General features: G+C 44.8%; 17 protein-coding genes and 1 tRNA gene. 14 read left to right on the top strand and 4 right to left on the bottom strand.

Annotated features, from left to right (window positions below):
- Positions 1-7 precede the first annotated feature (7 nt).
- The 10 genes from U2P89_RS06880 to atpG all read left to right on the top strand — a co-directional run bounded on the left by U2P89_RS06880 (position 8) and on the right by atpG (position 8,527).
- Positions 8-80 (top strand) — tRNA-Thr (locus U2P89_RS06880).
- A 104-nt stretch (positions 81-184) separates the two neighbouring features.
- The gene (gene atpD, locus U2P89_RS06885) at positions 185-1,696 is read left to right on the top strand and encodes a F0F1 ATP synthase subunit beta (protein WP_322191015.1); all 1,512 of its coding nucleotides are present in this window, start codon (positions 185-187) and stop codon (positions 1,694-1,696) included.
- A 197-nt stretch (positions 1,697-1,893) separates the two neighbouring features.
- Positions 1,894-2,136, top strand: a complete 243-nt coding sequence (locus U2P89_RS06890; protein WP_313380554.1) for a F0F1 ATP synthase subunit epsilon — start codon at positions 1,894-1,896, stop codon at positions 2,134-2,136.
- 5 nt (positions 2,137-2,141) lie between these two features.
- Positions 2,142-2,573: a hypothetical protein gene (locus U2P89_RS06895; protein ID WP_139233445.1), complete on the top strand. Its 432-nt coding sequence runs from the start codon at positions 2,142-2,144 to the stop codon at positions 2,571-2,573.
- Positions 2,570-3,670, top strand: a complete 1,101-nt coding sequence (gene atpB / locus U2P89_RS06900) for a F0F1 ATP synthase subunit A (RefSeq protein ID WP_322191016.1) — start codon at positions 2,570-2,572, stop codon at positions 3,668-3,670. Before U2P89_RS06895 ends, atpB begins: the two co-directional genes overlap by 4 nt.
- Positions 3,671-4,607: 937 nt before the next feature.
- Positions 4,608-4,877 carry an ATP synthase F0 subunit C gene (gene atpE, locus U2P89_RS06905; protein WP_076932114.1) on the top strand — a complete coding sequence of 90 codons (270 nt, stop codon included), beginning with the start codon at positions 4,608-4,610 and terminating at the stop codon, positions 4,875-4,877.
- 15 nt (positions 4,878-4,892) lie between these two features.
- A complete protein-coding gene (gene atpF / locus U2P89_RS06910; protein ID WP_091908795.1) occupies positions 4,893-5,393 on the top strand; it encodes a F0F1 ATP synthase subunit B in 501 nt (166 codons plus the stop codon).
- Between the two features lie 7 nt (positions 5,394-5,400).
- A complete protein-coding gene (locus U2P89_RS06915; protein ID WP_091908797.1) occupies positions 5,401-5,940 on the top strand; it encodes a F0F1 ATP synthase subunit delta in 540 nt (179 codons plus the stop codon).
- Positions 5,941-6,063: 123 nt separating this feature from the next.
- A complete protein-coding gene (atpA, locus tag U2P89_RS06920; RefSeq protein ID WP_322191017.1) occupies positions 6,064-7,653 on the top strand; it encodes a F0F1 ATP synthase subunit alpha in 1,590 nt (529 codons plus the stop codon).
- 4 nt (positions 7,654-7,657) lie between these two features.
- Positions 7,658-8,527: an ATP synthase F1 subunit gamma gene (atpG, locus tag U2P89_RS06925; protein ID WP_322191018.1), complete on the top strand. Its 870-nt coding sequence runs from the start codon at positions 7,658-7,660 to the stop codon at positions 8,525-8,527.
- A gap of 152 nt (positions 8,528-8,679) precedes the next feature.
- Here the strand turns inward: atpG and U2P89_RS06930 are convergent, their stop codons facing one another.
- Positions 8,680-9,414: a BT1926 family outer membrane beta-barrel protein gene (locus U2P89_RS06930; RefSeq protein WP_322191019.1), complete on the bottom strand. Its 735-nt coding sequence runs from the start codon at positions 9,412-9,414 to the stop codon at positions 8,680-8,682.
- 44 nt (positions 9,415-9,458) lie between these two features.
- On the bottom strand, positions 9,459-10,514 hold the full coding sequence (locus tag U2P89_RS06935; RefSeq protein ID WP_175533514.1) for a hypothetical protein: 1,056 nt from the start codon (positions 10,512-10,514) through the stop codon (positions 9,459-9,461).
- Between U2P89_RS06935 and U2P89_RS06940 the strand changes: the two genes are divergently transcribed.
- From U2P89_RS06940 to U2P89_RS06950, 3 genes are all read left to right on the top strand, one after another.
- The gene (locus U2P89_RS06940; RefSeq protein ID WP_322191020.1) at positions 10,514-11,137 is read left to right on the top strand and encodes a sensor histidine kinase; all 624 of its coding nucleotides are present in this window, start codon (positions 10,514-10,516) and stop codon (positions 11,135-11,137) included. The genes U2P89_RS06935 and U2P89_RS06940 overlap by 1 nt on opposite strands.
- A gap of 155 nt (positions 11,138-11,292) precedes the next feature.
- Positions 11,293-11,526, top strand: coding sequence for a DUF4160 domain-containing protein (locus U2P89_RS06945; protein WP_322191021.1), 234 nt, complete (start codon positions 11,293-11,295; stop codon positions 11,524-11,526).
- Positions 11,527-11,544: 18 nt separating this feature from the next.
- Positions 11,545-11,964 carry a DUF2442 domain-containing protein gene (locus U2P89_RS06950; protein ID WP_232001540.1) on the top strand — a complete coding sequence of 140 codons (420 nt, stop codon included), beginning with the start codon at positions 11,545-11,547 and terminating at the stop codon, positions 11,962-11,964.
- 26 nt (positions 11,965-11,990) lie between these two features.
- On the opposite strand, the gene yihA is transcribed toward U2P89_RS06950, so the two are convergent.
- Positions 11,991-12,590: a ribosome biogenesis GTP-binding protein YihA/YsxC gene (gene yihA, locus U2P89_RS06955; RefSeq protein WP_322191022.1), complete on the bottom strand. Its 600-nt coding sequence runs from the start codon at positions 12,588-12,590 to the stop codon at positions 11,991-11,993.
- Between the two features lie 194 nt (positions 12,591-12,784).
- Positions 12,785-14,281 carry a sodium:solute symporter gene (locus tag U2P89_RS06960; protein WP_322191023.1) on the bottom strand — a complete coding sequence of 499 codons (1,497 nt, stop codon included), beginning with the start codon at positions 14,279-14,281 and terminating at the stop codon, positions 12,785-12,787.
- A 265-nt stretch (positions 14,282-14,546) separates the two neighbouring features.
- On the opposite strand from U2P89_RS06960, the gene U2P89_RS06965 reads away from it, so the two are divergent.
- Positions 14,547-15,497, top strand: coding sequence for a diacylglycerol kinase family protein (locus tag U2P89_RS06965; protein ID WP_322191024.1), 951 nt, complete (start codon positions 14,547-14,549; stop codon positions 15,495-15,497).
- Positions 15,498-15,667 lie beyond the last annotated feature (170 nt).

The raw sequence follows: 15,667 nt of genomic DNA on the forward strand, positions 1-15,667 counted from the left end.
ATTACAAGCCACAATAGCTCAGTCGGTAGAGTAACGCATTCGTAACGCGTGGGTCGCGAGTTCAAGTCTCGCTTGTGGCTCTTCAGACGATTGTGCAAATAATTTTAAAATTATTTGCACAATCGTTTTATTTTGTACCTTTGCCCATAGCCATCACTGAATATACAACCATATCCAAATAATTATGTCGGCATTAAACGGACACATTTCTCAAATCATAGGGCCGGTAGTAGATGTACATTTTGAACTTTCCGGATCACAGGAAGCAAAACTCCCTGCTATCGACGATGCCCTTTACGTAAAGCGTTCCGACGGACAGAATATTTTCCTGGAAGTACAACATCATATCGGTGAAAATATTGTCCGCACCGTGGCAATGGAAAGCACCGACGGACTAAGTCGCGGTCTTCCGGTTGAAGCGTTAGGTCGTCCCATTAGTGTTCCAGTAGGAGAACAGATCAAGGGACGGTTACTTAATGTGATCGGTAGTCCTATCGACGGACTCTCAGATCTTAGCCGTGAAAACCAGTATCCCATCCATCGCCCTGCTCCTAAATTCGAAGACCTTGTCACCTCTGAGGAAGTACTTTTCACAGGCATAAAGGTGATCGATCTGCTACAACCCTACCTGAAAGGGGGAAAGATAGGCCTGTTCGGCGGTGCCGGCGTAGGAAAGACCGTCGTCATCATGGAGCTGATCAACAATATCGCCAAAGGGCATAACGGTTATTCCGTCTTTGCAGGTGTAGGCGAACGGACACGTGAGGGAAACGACCTGCTCCGGGAAATGATCGGATCAGGAGTTATCAGGTACGGCGATGAGTTCAAAAAGGCGATGGAGGAGGGAAGATGGGATTTGAGCAAAGTCGATTATGAAGAGGTTAAAAAATCCCAGACCACGTTGGTCTTCGGACAGATGAATGAACCTCCCGGTGCCCGTGCATCGGTCGCCCTTACCGGGTTGGCTGTAGCTGAATCGTTTCGTGATATGGGTGGTGAAGGTAGCGATACTCTACTGTTTATCGACAATATCTTCCGGTTCGTACAGGCGGGATCCGAAGTATCTGCGCTGTTGGGACGTATGCCTTCCGCCGTAGGTTATCAACCTACACTTGCCTCAGAGATGGGAACACTACAGGAACGGATTGCCTCCACCAAATACGGTTCCATCACCTCGATCCAGGCAGTATATGTACCGGCTGATGACCTTACTGATCCGGCGCCGGCAACCACATTCAGCTATCTCGATGCTACCACCGTACTCAGCCGTAAAATTGCCTCTTTGGGCATCTATCCTGCGGTAGACCCGCTGGAATCATCATCCCGTATCCTCGACCCGCATATCGTGGGTGAAGAGCATTACAACACGGCCATGCGGGTAAAACAAATACTGCAACGATATAAAGAATTGCAGGATATCATCTCCATACTGGGAATGGAAGAACTTTCGGATGAAGACCGTCTCACAGTGAACCGCGCCCGTAAGGTACAACGTTTCCTGTCTCAACCCTTTTTTATGGCAGAACAGTATACCGGACAACCCGGCGTAATGGTTTCTATTGAAGACACCATAAAAGGATTCAAAATGATCCTCGACGGTGGTCTCGATCATTATCCCGAATCGGCATTTATGAGCGTGGGTACCATCGAAGAAGCGATTGAAAAAGGCGATAAGCTAATGGAAAAGAGCCAATAAACTGATTTGATGATTTATTGATTTGATGATTTGAGATTGACTAAGATTAGCTAAGATTGAATTCCAAATCTTGTGTCTTGACTCTTGGTTCTTAGCTCTATTTTCAATTAATTGGTAATTAGTAATTGGTAATTAGTAATTGGTAATTAGTAATTGGTAATTGGTAATTAGTAATTTATAATTGGTAATTTAGAAATATGACACTGGAAATTCTTACACCCGAATCTGTTTTTTATAGAGGTGAGGCAGACTCCGTCACCCTCCCAGGTATGTTGGGATCATTCCAGATACTGAACAACCATGCTCCCATTATTTCATCGCTGACAAAAGGAGTACTTTCTTTCATAGTGAAGGGTAAAATCCGGCAGATCGAAGTTTCAGACGGATTAATGGAAATGCACGACAATAAAGTTACGGTTTGTATTGATAAAATCCATTGAAAATAATGAAGAAGCTCACAATATATTTTCTTATCGTTCATACAATCATGCTACTCATTACGGGATCCGGCATTTGGTTTATCCTGAATAAGTTCTTTCCGGAAACGATGGTTGACTACTACTTCATTATTCCTCTCTTTTTCTATCTGATGGGGCTCATTTTCATTTTTCAGTTCAGGCGCACTCCCGTCGACGAACCCAAAAAGATGGTCAACCTCTATATGCTTATGCGCATGATTAAGATATTCATGTCGGTTATACTCATACTCATATATTGGTTTTTAGACAAGCCTCATATTCGTAATTTCGCGATTATCTTTATCATTTTCTATCTTGTCAACCTGATTTGGGAAACATATATCTACATCAGAATGGAACTCTATTTTAAATATAAGGATAAACAGCAAAAAAACTCCCGAAAGGATATTGAGTTATGATGAAACGAGCATTATATATATCAGGTCTGTCACTGATTCTTTTTCTCACAGCTTCTCCGGTATGGGCATCAAACCAGGATGAAGCAAAGGAGGAACTAAATGCAAAAGAGTTCATCACGGAACATTTGGCAGATTCTTATGAATGGCAGATTGTGAGTAACGGCACTAAGTATATCGCTATTCCCCTTCCGGTAATATTGCACAGTAAAACCACGGGATGGCACCTGTTCCCCTCTTCACATTTTCACCACGGGGCAAACTCTTATAAAGGATTTGAGATCGCAGCTGAAGGGAAATACAAGGGAAAGATCATGGAAACGGATGCAGACGGAAGTGCCTCTCGCCCACTTGATCTCTCACTCACCAAAAATGCAGCCTCACTGCTGTTTGCCTCCTTACTGGTTATACTAATCATTATGGGGGTAGCCCACTCACTGAAGCGAGATCCGATGAAACCCCGGAAAGGGTTCACTGGATTGATCGAGATGCTCGTCCTCTCTATCAATGATGAAGTGATAAAACCTTCCATCGGCAAAGATTATCAAAGATATGCCCCTTATCTGCTTACCGTCTTCTTCTTTATCTTCACGAATAACCTGTTGGGATTAATTCCTCTCTTTCCGGGAGGAGCTAATGTGACGGGAAATATAGCCGTGACAATGGTATTGGCCGTTATTACATTCCTGATAGTTAATTTAACAGGAACAAAACAGTATTATAAAGAAGTATTCTGGCCCGATGTACCTACCTGGCTTAAAGTACCTATTCCTTTGATGCCGATAGTGGAGATTGTGGGGACACTCACCAAACCCTTCGCATTAATGATTCGTCTTTTTGCAAATATGATGGCCGGACACTCCATCGTATTAGGACTGACAATGCTTATTTTCATCACGGCGAGCATGGGGATGGCCATCAACACTTCCATGACTGTCCTGTCGGTTATCTTCACCGTTTTTATCGATCTAGTGGAGTTATTTATCGCTTATATTCAGGCATATGTCTTCACGCTGCTTTCAGCTGTCTTTATTGGCCTCGCACGAATAGAATCCCATTTCGAAAAGAAGAAAGCGGTTGAAACAGAGAAGGCTGCATAAGTTTCGGCATCAGCGGTGAAATGTTTGTTATTTAGAAACGAAGTGATGTTAAATAATCCGAAATACAACGATCTTCCACAAATAGTTTCATTAACTTTGCCAGGATTGATTTCTGCTTTGTGAACCGGGCAGGAAATTATTCAATGGAAATAAGGTTATTTTTCAGATAAATAAGTTATTCATGGTGAAGCGAATCATTATATATCTATTTTGTCTTTCCATTACTTTGCAGTCGATGCTAGGACAGTTCCTGTTGTTGGATCATACGACAGGTTCTTTTGGCCTGTTGTCTTCGGGTATCTCCCTTTTCTCAGATAGAACCGAAACCGCTCAGGGCCATGTAATGAAGGTGTCGGAAAGGGATCTACACGATACTCATGAAAATCAAGCTCAGAAAGATGATAATACAGGCAATTTGAAATTTGTACGTGATTCGGTTATGGAGCATCTGTTTTCTCCTTCCAATTGTCCGAATGAAACAACCCATATTTTCACAACTTTCTCTTTTCTTTATATAAAGAATAACATCGATCTAATTGTTATTGAAGAAAGGATCAGCAATTTTGTACACTTTTATGCATCTTTTTTTAGAAATATCCAAATAGGACTTCCCATTGCAAAGATCATATATCCTTTCCACAACTTCTACTAAAATCACCGGAAAACATTTTAAGAATGGACGTTGTTACTAATAAGATCACAGCCGGTTCTTAGTTCATTATTTTTTCATATAAAGACTTTTCTTTCTTTACTTACTATCGCTCTGCTATAAAACGTATATAACTATGTGGAGAATGGAGAAGGGTTACGTAAGTAATATAGAAATAGTTTTCCGCCATGTATGAGGTTGGCGGTATGCTGCACTGGCCGCTTCTTTACACAGATGCAGTTATATTCTTCAAAATTTGATTATCATTTAATTAAAAAACAGTATAATATGGTACTACTTACAGTTTTATTACAGACAGTCGGCACACTACTACAGGTAAGCGCTGACGGATTAGGATCTTTAGGGGCAGCCATAGGTATCGGTCTTGCTGCTATCGGTGCAGGATACGGAATTGGTAAGATTGGTGCATCTGCCATGGAAGGGATTTCCCGCCAACCCGAATCGACTTCAGATATCAGGATGAACATGATCATTGCAGCGGCACTTATCGAAGGAGTAGCATTGTTTGCAGTGGTTGTCTGTGGTTTTATTCTCTAACCAATCCAATAAGGTATGTCATTACTTACACCCGAACCCGGTCTTCTGTTCTGGATGTTGATCTCTTTCGGCATCACTGTGTTTGTGCTGGCAAAATTCGGATTTCCCGCCATACTCAAATCGGTTGAAAAGCGGAGAAATTATATCGAAGAATCGCTCCTTGCTGCGCGTAAAGCCCACGAGGAGCTGGCCGGCATAAAGGAGACCGGCGAAGCCATATTGGCACAAGCCCGCAAAGAACAAGCGGACATCCTGAAGGAAGCCGCCCTGCGACGGGAAACGATGATAGAAAAAGCCCGTGAAGAAGCTCGTATGGAATCGGAGAAACTGATCGCTTCGGCACGACAGCAAATCGGCGCAGAGAAAGAGGAAGCCCTTCGTTCAATCCGAAATGAGGCAGCTACCCTATCACTAGCCCTCGCCGAAAGGATATTACGGGAAAAGTTGGGTGCGGAACATGAACAAAAAAAGATGATTGACCGCCTTCTCAACGAAATGGATATCTCAAAATCGTAAACAGCATATGAACACCGGACTCATTTCTTCTCGTTATGCGGACTCTCTGCTGCAATATGCTATCAGCCTGGGACAAGAGGAAGAGGTATATGACAAGATGAAACTGCTTTCGGAGATATTTATGAAAATGCCCCGACTGCGCAGTGCAATCATAAACCCATCCCTGTCAGGTCGGGAGAAGAAGAAAATTCTCGTGACAGCTTGTGGTGGCAGTGTGCCGTCGTCACTCTCTAAGATGATAGACCTTATCCTGAAGAACGAAAGGGAAGAGGTTCTTCAGTACATCGCCCTTCGCTTCATCGACCTTTATAGGGATAAATTTGATATCCAGAGCGGCAGGTTGGTCACCGCCATCTCTATCGACCACAAAACGGGGCAACAGCTTGTTACCCGGATACAGAAAATGGTAAAAACGAACGTGGAAATAGAATCGGTAGTTGATTCTGAAATCATTGGCGGTTTCATACTTACCTTGGGAGATTTCAGATGGGATGCAAGTGTATCGGGTGAATTGACCCGTATAAGGAATAAGTTTCGGAAAGATTGAAGGAGATTGAAGGAGATTGATAAAGACCTAGGGTTTATATTCTTAACTTTTTAACTTCTCAACTTCGTAGTTCTAATTTTCAACTTCTTATTTTTTCACTATTAATTTTTCATTTTAATATACATGTCCAATAATAATATCAGGGTAAGCGAAGTCTCCGAGGTGCTACGGATGCAACTCGAAGGGATCGATACCGGCATTCAATTCGATGAGACAGGTACGGTCATCACAGTAAGTGATGGCGTTGTACGGATTTTCGGCCTACGTAACGCGGAAGCGAACGAGTTGTTGGAATTCGACAACGGTATGCGGGCTATCGTGATGAACCTCGAAGAAGACAACGTAGGAGCCATTCTGTTAGGTAGCTCCAGTGAGATCAAAGAAGGATTTACCGTGAAGCGTACCGGACGGGTAGCTTCCATCTTTGCCGGGGAAGGTATGCTCGGTCGTGTGATCTCCCCTATCGGCGAACCGGTCGACGGCAAAGGCCCGCTGATAGGTGAACTGACAGAGATGCCCATGGAGCGGAAAGCGCCCGGTGTAGTTTTCCGTCAACCTGTCAATACTCCTTTACAAACCGGGTTGAAAGCCGTAGACGCCATGATCCCTATCGGCAGGGGCCAGCGTGAGCTGATCATCGGCGACCGGCAGACCGGAAAAACCAGTATCGCCATCGACACCATCCTCAACCAGCGGAAAAATTTTGAGAACGGTGACCCGGTCTATTGCATCTATGTGGCGGTGGGACAAAAAGGCTCTTCAGTAGCCTCTATCGTCAAAACGCTTACCGACGGGGGCGCCATGGATTATACCGTGGTGGTCTCCTCCAGCGGCTCAGATCCCGCCGCCATGCGGTATATCGCACCCTTTGCAGGTGCAGCCATCGGAGAATACTTTCGCGATACGGGCAGACATGCCTTAGTGGTCTATGACGACCTCTCCAAACAGGCGGTAGCCTACCGGGAGGTGTCGTTAATCCTGCGTCGCCCGTCAGGTCGTGAAGCCTATCCCGGAGATATCTTCTACCTTCATTCCCGATTACTGGAAAGGGCGGCCAATATCATTTCCCAGCAAGATGTAGCAGTCCGGATGAACGATCTTCCCCCCAGTTTAGAAGGGAAAGTCAAGGGTGGCGGTTCCCTTACTGCCCTGCCGATTATTGAAACACAAGCGGGCGACGTATCTGCTTATATTCCCACTAACGTCATCTCCATCACCGACGGGCAGATATTTTTGGAAGCCGACCTTTATAATAAGGGGATCCGGCCTGCCATCAACGTGGGTATTTCCGTCTCCCGCGTTGGAGGTAATGCCCAGATCAAGTCGATGAAAAAAGTGGCCGGTACACTGAAGATCGACCAGGCACAATACCAGGAGCTGGCTGCTTTTTCCAAATTCGGTGGTGATATGGATGCCGTAACAGCCATGACCATTGATAAGGGACAAAAGAATGAGCAATTACTTGTCCAGCCTGTACACAGTCCCATGACCGTAGAGCAACAGATTGCCATCCTCTACTGTGGCACTCACGGCCTTCTCAAAGAGATCGCACTCGAGAAGGTAGCGAAATTCGAAAAAGAGTTTCTCGCTACGCTGGAGGCAAGCCATCGACACGATGTGCTCGATCCGCTGAAAGAAGGAAGAATAGATGACGGGATCGGTAAAATCATTGAAGAAGTAGCGGCGGATACCATAAAAATAATAAATTCCTGAAACGATGGCACAGCTGAAAGAGATAAAAAGCCGGATACAGTCGGTGCGGTCCACACAAAAGATCACATCGGCCATGATGATGATCTCTTCTGCCCGGTTGGTGAAGACTCAACGCCTCATCCAGAGCCTCTACCCCTATGAGCAGACTCTGTACCGGATGTTACAGTTGCTTGCCGCAGGCCGGGAAGAGAGTATCGATTCCCCTTTCCTGCAAACACGTGCCGTCAAACGGGTCGCCATCGTGGCATTTTCCTCCAATACCGGATTGGCCGGCAGGTTCAACGACGATATTACTGAAAAACTAAAAAAAGTAGTGGCCAACTATATGCCGCTGGGAAAAGAAAATATTCTTCTTTATCCTATTGGGGAGAAAGTGGCAAAAGCGATACGGAGTATGGGATTCAAACCGCAAGGAGATTACAGTGCGATTAGTGAAAGTCCCTTTTATCATAACGCGCAACAGATTGCCGGAAAACTGATGGAGATGTATCAGAAAGGAGAAATAGACCATGTGGAGTTAATCTACCACCACTTCCTCACTAAAGGTTCGCAGGTGATAATCAACGAGCCGTTCCTCCCTATCGAACCGAAAATACCCGATGGAGAAAAATCTGCTCCAAACTATATAGTGGAGCCCGACAGGAGAACCATTCTCACGCAACTCATTCCTAAGATCCTGAAAGTAAAATTCTATACCGCACATCTCGACTCGGTCACCTCGGAGCACGCCGCACGTATGACGGCCATGCGGACCGCGACCGACAATGCGGATGATCTCAATGAAGAACTCACGCTGGAATACAACAAATTGCGTCAGCAATCCATCACCAACGAATTGCTCGATATCGTAGGCGGCTCGTTCGGTAACGCGTAAAGGAATAACAGGCATATTGTATTATATCTTTGCGGAGTTTCGAGTATGGACGAAAGATTTGAAAAAGGCAGAAAAAGGAAGCCGTCCCCCGGTAAAGGACAGCTTCCCCGATTTAGACACTTTGTCTCTCAAGTCTGGCTTAGATTTAAAGATTAGAGGATGAATCCTATCTTTATGGTCGGCGCCGCTAAAAAGCCGATGCCATGACTGTCTGCCTGTAATTGTTTCAGTCCCGGTTGCGGCTGGATACCCGACATTCCGTAGGTATAAGCCAGCGGGTCTATCTGAACGCCGATATACAATGCGGGCAGAACAAAATAATCGATGCCCGACGTAAACGCCGCTCGCAGGTTCCAGGTCTCACCGATGGACTTCCCCATGGATTCCGCCTCATCATACTTCTTCTCATTCAGCCCGTAAGCAAACCCCACGCGCAACCCGCTGTACCAATACAGGTTATCGATTCGGGTTGGGAAATACCTGTCGGCTCCCGCAGAAACATTATAGACGAATGTCCGCGTGTTGGGCACCGCGCGGTAATCCGGTATTCCTCCATTTGCCACGTCGCCAGTACCCGGAACGCCTATATAACCGGGGGTATATGCGAAATGAAGCCCTCCGCCCAGATTCAGTTTCCACGTGTTGCTTACAAACCAGCCGGCTTCGAAACCGACCTGCAGTTTTTTATCGCTCCAATTCGTGGAAAATGCAGCCGTTTCATAGCTATCGAGGGTACCTTCCGGCGCCTCGATGCTTGCATAGCTGTTGTAACTCACGGTCGCCGAGAGCGTGACATTGCCTTTGGCAGGTCCGTTGCCTGTCTGGGCAAGCACCGTGAAACAAAACAGGGGCATGATGGCTGTCAGTAAAAATCTTCTTATATTCATATTCTTCGTTTTAACTTCGTAATTATTGCCATCATCGGATCATGTTATAGCGCGGCCAGCGCATCCTCGTATGCCTTCTTGGCGGCGTCGGCGGCTTTCTGGGCGGCTTCAACCACTTTTTCCTGGGCGTCTATTTCTGATTTGAGGTATTCGATCAATTCTTCCTGTGAAGTGATACCGGAAATATCAGCATTATCTTTTTCAAGGTCTTTAATCGACTGTTCCCGGTCGGCTATCATAGAGTCAATATCATCCGCTGCGTTGTAAATATCATATAATGCCAGATACTCTGCAAATAATTTATTCGCATCGGCCTGTACCTGCTGCCATGCGAAATAGGCTTCGGCCACATCGGCAAACTGCGTGTTGTACGCGTCGATAGCCTCTTTTATTTCGTCCAGCTTACCGGCATCGCCCAACACATCATAGGCGTTTTGGTATTCTGCCAATCGGTTTTGATAAATTTCAAACCAGAATTGGGCATCATCCAAATTATTTTTTGCAGAATTTTCATTAGAGAGAGCTATCTGATAATCATTCTGCTTACTCCATTCGTCAGGGGTGCCTTTAGCATCTTCCCACTCTTCTTTTGCGGTTGCCGATGCTGCCTTCGCGTCCGCATATTGCTTGGCAAGGCCGGATGTTTCATTGTTGATATTGTCATCGGACCATTCTACGGTCTGTTCGATACCGCGAATTTCTATTTCCAACTGACGCAGGTCTCCCACTTCCGGATAAACGATCCCCGCATAATGGTACCACTGGTTCAAGTCCGTGTTTTCTATTTCTTCCGATTTATATCCGAGATAATTCTGAGTATAATAAGCTGAAGGAAAAGAGACATATTGACTGAAAGGCCACTCACTGATGACATTATAAAAATCGGTATCGTAAACCGGCTGGAGTTTATCACCGGTTTTATTTTCTAAATCATAGTATTTTTCACGCAATGAAGTCCTATTTCCGTCATTCCAGGCTACGAGATATTCGTTGTATTTGGCATTCGCAATTTCTAACAGTTCCTGAGGATTGTCGCTATAATCGGCGTACTGTTTATACGTCTCAATTTGCGCTTTGGAAAAAGCTATATCCTGAAACATTGCTCAACGAGACACAAAAGCGTCAACTCCAATCGTATCTCGAAGGCCTTGAAGCCGAACGGAGGAGACTGGCACGGGACCTGCACGACGGAATATCGAACGATTTTGTGGCAGTCCACATGAAAATCGAACAAAACGGGTTTGACAAGGAATCACTTCAACAGACATTGGGTTCACTGCACGATAAATTGAGAGGTATTTCACACTCCCTGATGCCTCCGGTATTTAAATACGCCGATTTTTGCGATATTATCGAAGACTATGTCAGCCGGCAGAAAGAGTACTTCAAGGGAAATGCACAGTGCACCATTTACCGTCGGGAAGCGTGGAACAGTTTGACAGCTACCGTTGCGCTGGATGTATATTGTATTGTACAGGAAGGATTTTCAAACGCCATAAAACATGCCGACGCAGGCAATATCTCCCTTCGGTTTGAATATACCGGAGATACATTCCAATTCTTTATTGAAGACGACGGAAAAGGATTCGACCCTACCGCCTCTTCACGGGGTATAGGACTAAGAACAATACGTGAACGTGTTGAGAACCTGCCGGGAGAAGTATCCTTTATATCGGAAACCGGGAAAGGGACAAAGGTACTGATCGTTTTTCATATGATATAAAAATTGAACCGTTCAGCCGTGTAAAAAAGAGCCCTATAATAGGCCTAAAGCTATTTATATGCCTTATTGAAAGACAACTTAACAAAATAAAATCGGTCAAACAATTGGAGGGATAAATTTTTAGCCCTATATTTGCAGTATTAAAATCAATAATAATGCCGACATTATTTATTATTTTCGGGTTACGGTTTTACTTTTACGCAGACGAACACCTGCCAATACATATTCATATTGAAAATGGGGATGGCAGGGCAAAAATAAATATTGATCCCATTAAAACGGTGTATAACAAAGGAATAAAATCTCAAGATATAAAAAAAGCAATAAGGATTATTGAAACCTATCAAGATGAAATTATTGAAAAGTGGAATGAATTTCACGGGGAATGATCACTAAGAAATATAATAATGATGGAAACAATAAAAAATATATGGTTTGCCGATGGGCGTATTTATGTGCAGACTTCTGCGGGGGATACCTACAGTCGTCCGTTAGAAGCGTTTCCACAATTGAAAGATGCCACCGATAGCCAACGTAGCAATTTCCGTATAGGAAAATTTCTGGATGATGTGCGGTGGGAGGAACTGGACGAGGATATTCACATCAGCAGTTTTTTTGATACGGCAGAGCCGGATACTGACAACGAAATAGCACACATATTCAACCGTTTTCCACAGCTTAACGTGTCGGAAGTGGCACGCAGCATGGGGATAAATAAAAGCCTGTTGGCAAAATATATTTACGGCATAAAAAAACCATCAGCAGAACGCACCAGGCAGATAAAAGCCGCGCTGCATCTTCTGGGTAGAGAACTTACAGCCGTGTAAAAAAGAACTTTGTAACAGGCTTAAAGCTATTGGCATGCGCTATTGATCTGCTCGATATAGCTGAGCAACTCTTCCCTGCCCTGTCCTTTTTCGGATGAAGTGACAAAGACAGGCGGCAGCTCCTCCCAGGTTTCCAACAGCTTTTCCTTATAGGCGTTGATATTCAGTTGCAGACGCCCCGAACCAAGTTTATCGGCTTTGGTAAAGACGATGGCAAACGGTACGCCGTTCTCTCCCAGCCACTCCATAAACTCCAGATCGATCTTCTGCGCCTCGTGGCGCGAATCCACCAGCACAAACAGGTTGGTCATCGCTTCCCGTTCCAGGACATAATCCTCGATGATCTTACGGAGTTTATCCCGTCCCTCTTTTCCGCGGCGTGCATAACCGTACCCGGGCAAGTCCACCAGATACCATTCGCCATTGATCAGAAAATGGTTGATAAGCATCGTCTTCCCCGGCGTGGAAGAGGTCATGGCCAACCCTTTCCGGTTGGTCAGCATATTGATGAGCGACGACTTACCCACATTCGACCGGCCAATAAATGCATACTCCGGCTTCCCGTCCTGTGGACATTTCCGGTAGTCGCTGTTACTTATCACGAATTCTGCACTTTTTATAATCATATTATTTTTTATTCAAAAATTCAAGATTCAAGATTCAAGATTCAAGATTCAAAATTCAAGATTCAAAATTCAAAATTCAAGATTCAAAATTCAAGATTCAAAATTCAAAAATTCAAAATCGTTAAATCAACAAATCCCTTTTCATTTTTCATTCTTCACTCTTCATTCTTCACTCTTCATTCCCTACGTTCCACTCACTTTCCATTGTCAATTGTCCATTCCCCCTTCCCACCTTTTTTCACATGCGAAACCATCCAAAGCCCCAGTCCGGTGAACAGACCGTTCATCAGCAGCAGTTCATATCCTACCCGGTAACCGAATAGCTGTTGCATCACTATTTCAATGATAAAACAGAGTACGGGTGCGGCAATAGCCACGTAGGGCACCCATTTATCCGTCGGCTTCACTTTACTGTAAAGCCCGAAGACATAAAGGCCCAGCAACGGCCCGTAAGTGTAAGAAGCCAACTTGTAGATAGCGGTGATGATACTGTCCGATCCAATCGCTTCAATCAGCAGGATAATCAGCACAAATGCCGCGCTGACCCCCATATGCACCATCCTTCTGGTACGGATATCCTTCTGTTCCTGTGCTTTTGTCTGAGAAACCGCTTTCATATTCAGGATGTCCACACAAAATGAAGTCGTCAGCGCCGTCAAGGCAGAGTCTGCACTCGAAAAGGCTGCCGCAACAATTCCCACAATAAAAATTCCCAACACCGTCTGTCCAAGGTATCCGCTTGCAATTGCGGGCAGAATATTGTCAGATACTTCCGGTAACATAACACCATTCTGTTCTGCAAAGGCAATCAGCAATACTCCCAGGGAGAGAAAGAGAAAGTTGATGGGAGCAAACGCCAATCCGTAGGATACCACATTCTTTTGTGCATCCTTCAGTGTACGGATTGTCAGGTTCTTCTGCATCTGGTCCTGATCCAGTCCCGTCATCACGATAGTGATAAACATCCCGCTAAAGAACTGTTTGAAGAAATTTTGTGTACTTGCCCAGTCGTCAAAGACAAAAATGCGGGAATGCGAACTGTTTGCAATTGTCGTCACTACCCCGCAAAAATCCAGATTCAATCGCACAGCTATCTGCCAAACAATCAATATCAATGCTGTAATAAAAAGTATTGTCTGCAGCCAGTCTGTCCATATAATCGTCTTGATGCCGCTCTTGTGGCTGTAAAGCCAGATCACCAGAATAATCCCTATCACCGTCACCACGAAAGGAATTCCCCAGGCGTCAAACACCAGCGTCTGCAGGATAAAAGCCACCAGATAGAGTCGTGCCGCCGCACCCACGATTTTCGAGATCAGGAAAAACCATGCGCCTGTCTTATAGGATTTCGATCCGTAGCGTTGATCCAGATAACCATAAATAGTGGTCAGATTCAGCCGGTAGTAAAGGGGCAAGAGCACATAGGCAATCACCAGGTAGCCGAAGAAAAAGCCGAATACCATCTGCATGTAGGTCATATCGAGGTTTCGCACCATCCCCGGCACTGAAACAAAAGTCACTCCCGAAATCGATGTGCCAACCATCGCGATAGCCACCACATACCATTTGGACGATTTATTGGCACGGAAGAAAGTATCATTGCCCGATCCTTTCCGGCTGGTGAGCCAAGAAATGAGCATCAACAGGCCAAAATAGACAACAATTACGATCAGGATAAAAGTAGATTGCATAACAAGTGTGTGTTTTGGGTGCAAATATAGTGAAAGCCGAGAGACAAACCAAACTTGTTTGAGTATGTCCGAGGTACATCCTATATTATGGAAATGTAAAAAACAAAGTGCTAAAGGGCAAATAAAAAGGGTTAAAACAAAATGAAGCGCCGGTTGTTTATAAAATAATATCCTCAGCGGTATCACGCAAGAGACGGCAGGTAGGTCCTGTATGAGTCGCTTGGAGATATATGGAAGGATGGTACAAAGTCAAATCATAATACAGATGGCAAAAGAAAAGATATGTCTCATTATTAACCCTATTTCAGGTACGGACTCCAAGAAAAACATCCCTGAGGAAGTAGCGGCAGCATTCGATCAACGGAAGTATGATCTCTTCATCCGTATCACCGGTTATCCCGATCATGCCACCGAGATAGCCCGCAAAGCAGCAAAGAAGAATTACAAATACGTACTTGTGGCCGGCGGCGACGGTACGGTCAATGAAGTAGCCAAATCGCTGGTGCATACCAATACCACGCTGGGAATTATTCCATCCGGATCGGGTAACGGGCTGGCCAGGGAACTGGGTATTCCACTGGATACCGAGAAGGCCATCAAGATCATCCTCCGGGAACATACGCGTACTATCGATTACGGCATGGCTAACGGCCATATCTTTTTCTGCACCTGCGGTTTCGGCTTCGATGCTTTTATCAGCGACCGGTTTGCAGAAGGCAAAAAGCGGGGCCCACTGGGTTACGTGCGTAATATCCTTGAGAGTGTGGTCGATTTCCGTTCGGAAGAGTACGAGATTACCACCGACAATGGAACTATAACCGAGCGCGCTTTCATACTGACATGTGCCAATGCATCGCAGTATGGCAACGACGCGCATATCGCACCGGGAGCCAGTATGGACGACGGCATGATGAATGTATCCATATTGAAACCTCTCAATGCCATCGAAGTACCTCAAACGACCATCCAGCTCTTTACGAACAATATCGACAAGAACAGTAAGATGACCTCTTTAATCACCCGCAACCTTCTTATTAAACGCTCCCGTGCCGGGATGATGCATGTGGATGGTGAGCCGGTGAGGACCGGCAATGAAATCAAGGTAGAAACTATCCATAAAGGGTTAAAAGTACTTGCTCCTGACAATGGTCTCCGTGGAAAAAAGCGGAAAGAGAGTGAAAATATCTTCAACTCCCTCACCCGCTGGTTTAATTAGACTTTTAGAAACTGTTTAAATTTTACCGAAATATTTTTTATAATTGGACTGTCTATTTTTCTTTGCTACTATTTTGGTCTCTTTTGCGCATCTTTTTCACTTTTTCCTTTTGATTTAGCCCGCTAAATCCGCAAGAAAAAAATAAAAAATCTATCCCAAAATAGAGTCAA

It is taken from the genome of Proteiniphilum sp. (assembly GCF_034331125.1).
Taxonomy (GTDB): domain Bacteria; phylum Bacteroidota; class Bacteroidia; order Bacteroidales; family Dysgonomonadaceae; genus Proteiniphilum; species Proteiniphilum saccharofermentans.

Coding starts and splice junctions, on each gene's coding strand:
- atpE (WP_076932114.1), top strand. CDS start 4,608: ATGGTACTACTTACAGTTTTATTACAGACAGTCGGCACACTACTACAG.
- U2P89_RS06930 (WP_322191019.1), bottom strand. CDS start 9,414: ATGAATATAAGAAGATTTTTACTGACAGCCATCATGCCCCTGTTTTGT.
- atpB (WP_322191016.1), top strand. CDS start 2,570: ATGATGAAACGAGCATTATATATATCAGGTCTGTCACTGATTCTTTTT.
- U2P89_RS06960 (WP_322191023.1), bottom strand. CDS start 14,281: ATGCAATCTACTTTTATCCTGATCGTAATTGTTGTCTATTTTGGCCTG.
- atpD (WP_322191015.1), top strand. CDS start 185: ATGTCGGCATTAAACGGACACATTTCTCAAATCATAGGGCCGGTAGTA.
- yihA (WP_322191022.1), bottom strand. CDS start 12,590: ATGATTATAAAAAGTGCAGAATTCGTGATAAGTAACAGCGACTACCGG.
- atpG (WP_322191018.1), top strand. CDS start 7,658: ATGGCACAGCTGAAAGAGATAAAAAGCCGGATACAGTCGGTGCGGTCC.
- U2P89_RS06935 (WP_175533514.1), bottom strand. CDS start 10,514: ATGTTTCAGGATATAGCTTTTTCCAAAGCGCAAATTGAGACGTATAAA.
- U2P89_RS06915 (WP_091908797.1), top strand. CDS start 5,401: ATGAACACCGGACTCATTTCTTCTCGTTATGCGGACTCTCTGCTGCAA.
- atpF (WP_091908795.1), top strand. CDS start 4,893: ATGTCATTACTTACACCCGAACCCGGTCTTCTGTTCTGGATGTTGATC.
- U2P89_RS06945 (WP_322191021.1), top strand. CDS start 11,293: ATGCCGACATTATTTATTATTTTCGGGTTACGGTTTTACTTTTACGCA.
- U2P89_RS06950 (WP_232001540.1), top strand. CDS start 11,545: ATGATGGAAACAATAAAAAATATATGGTTTGCCGATGGGCGTATTTAT.
- U2P89_RS06965 (WP_322191024.1), top strand. CDS start 14,547: ATGGCAAAAGAAAAGATATGTCTCATTATTAACCCTATTTCAGGTACG.
- atpA (WP_322191017.1), top strand. CDS start 6,064: ATGTCCAATAATAATATCAGGGTAAGCGAAGTCTCCGAGGTGCTACGG.
- U2P89_RS06895 (WP_139233445.1), top strand. CDS start 2,142: ATGAAGAAGCTCACAATATATTTTCTTATCGTTCATACAATCATGCTA.
- U2P89_RS06890 (WP_313380554.1), top strand. CDS start 1,894: ATGACACTGGAAATTCTTACACCCGAATCTGTTTTTTATAGAGGTGAG.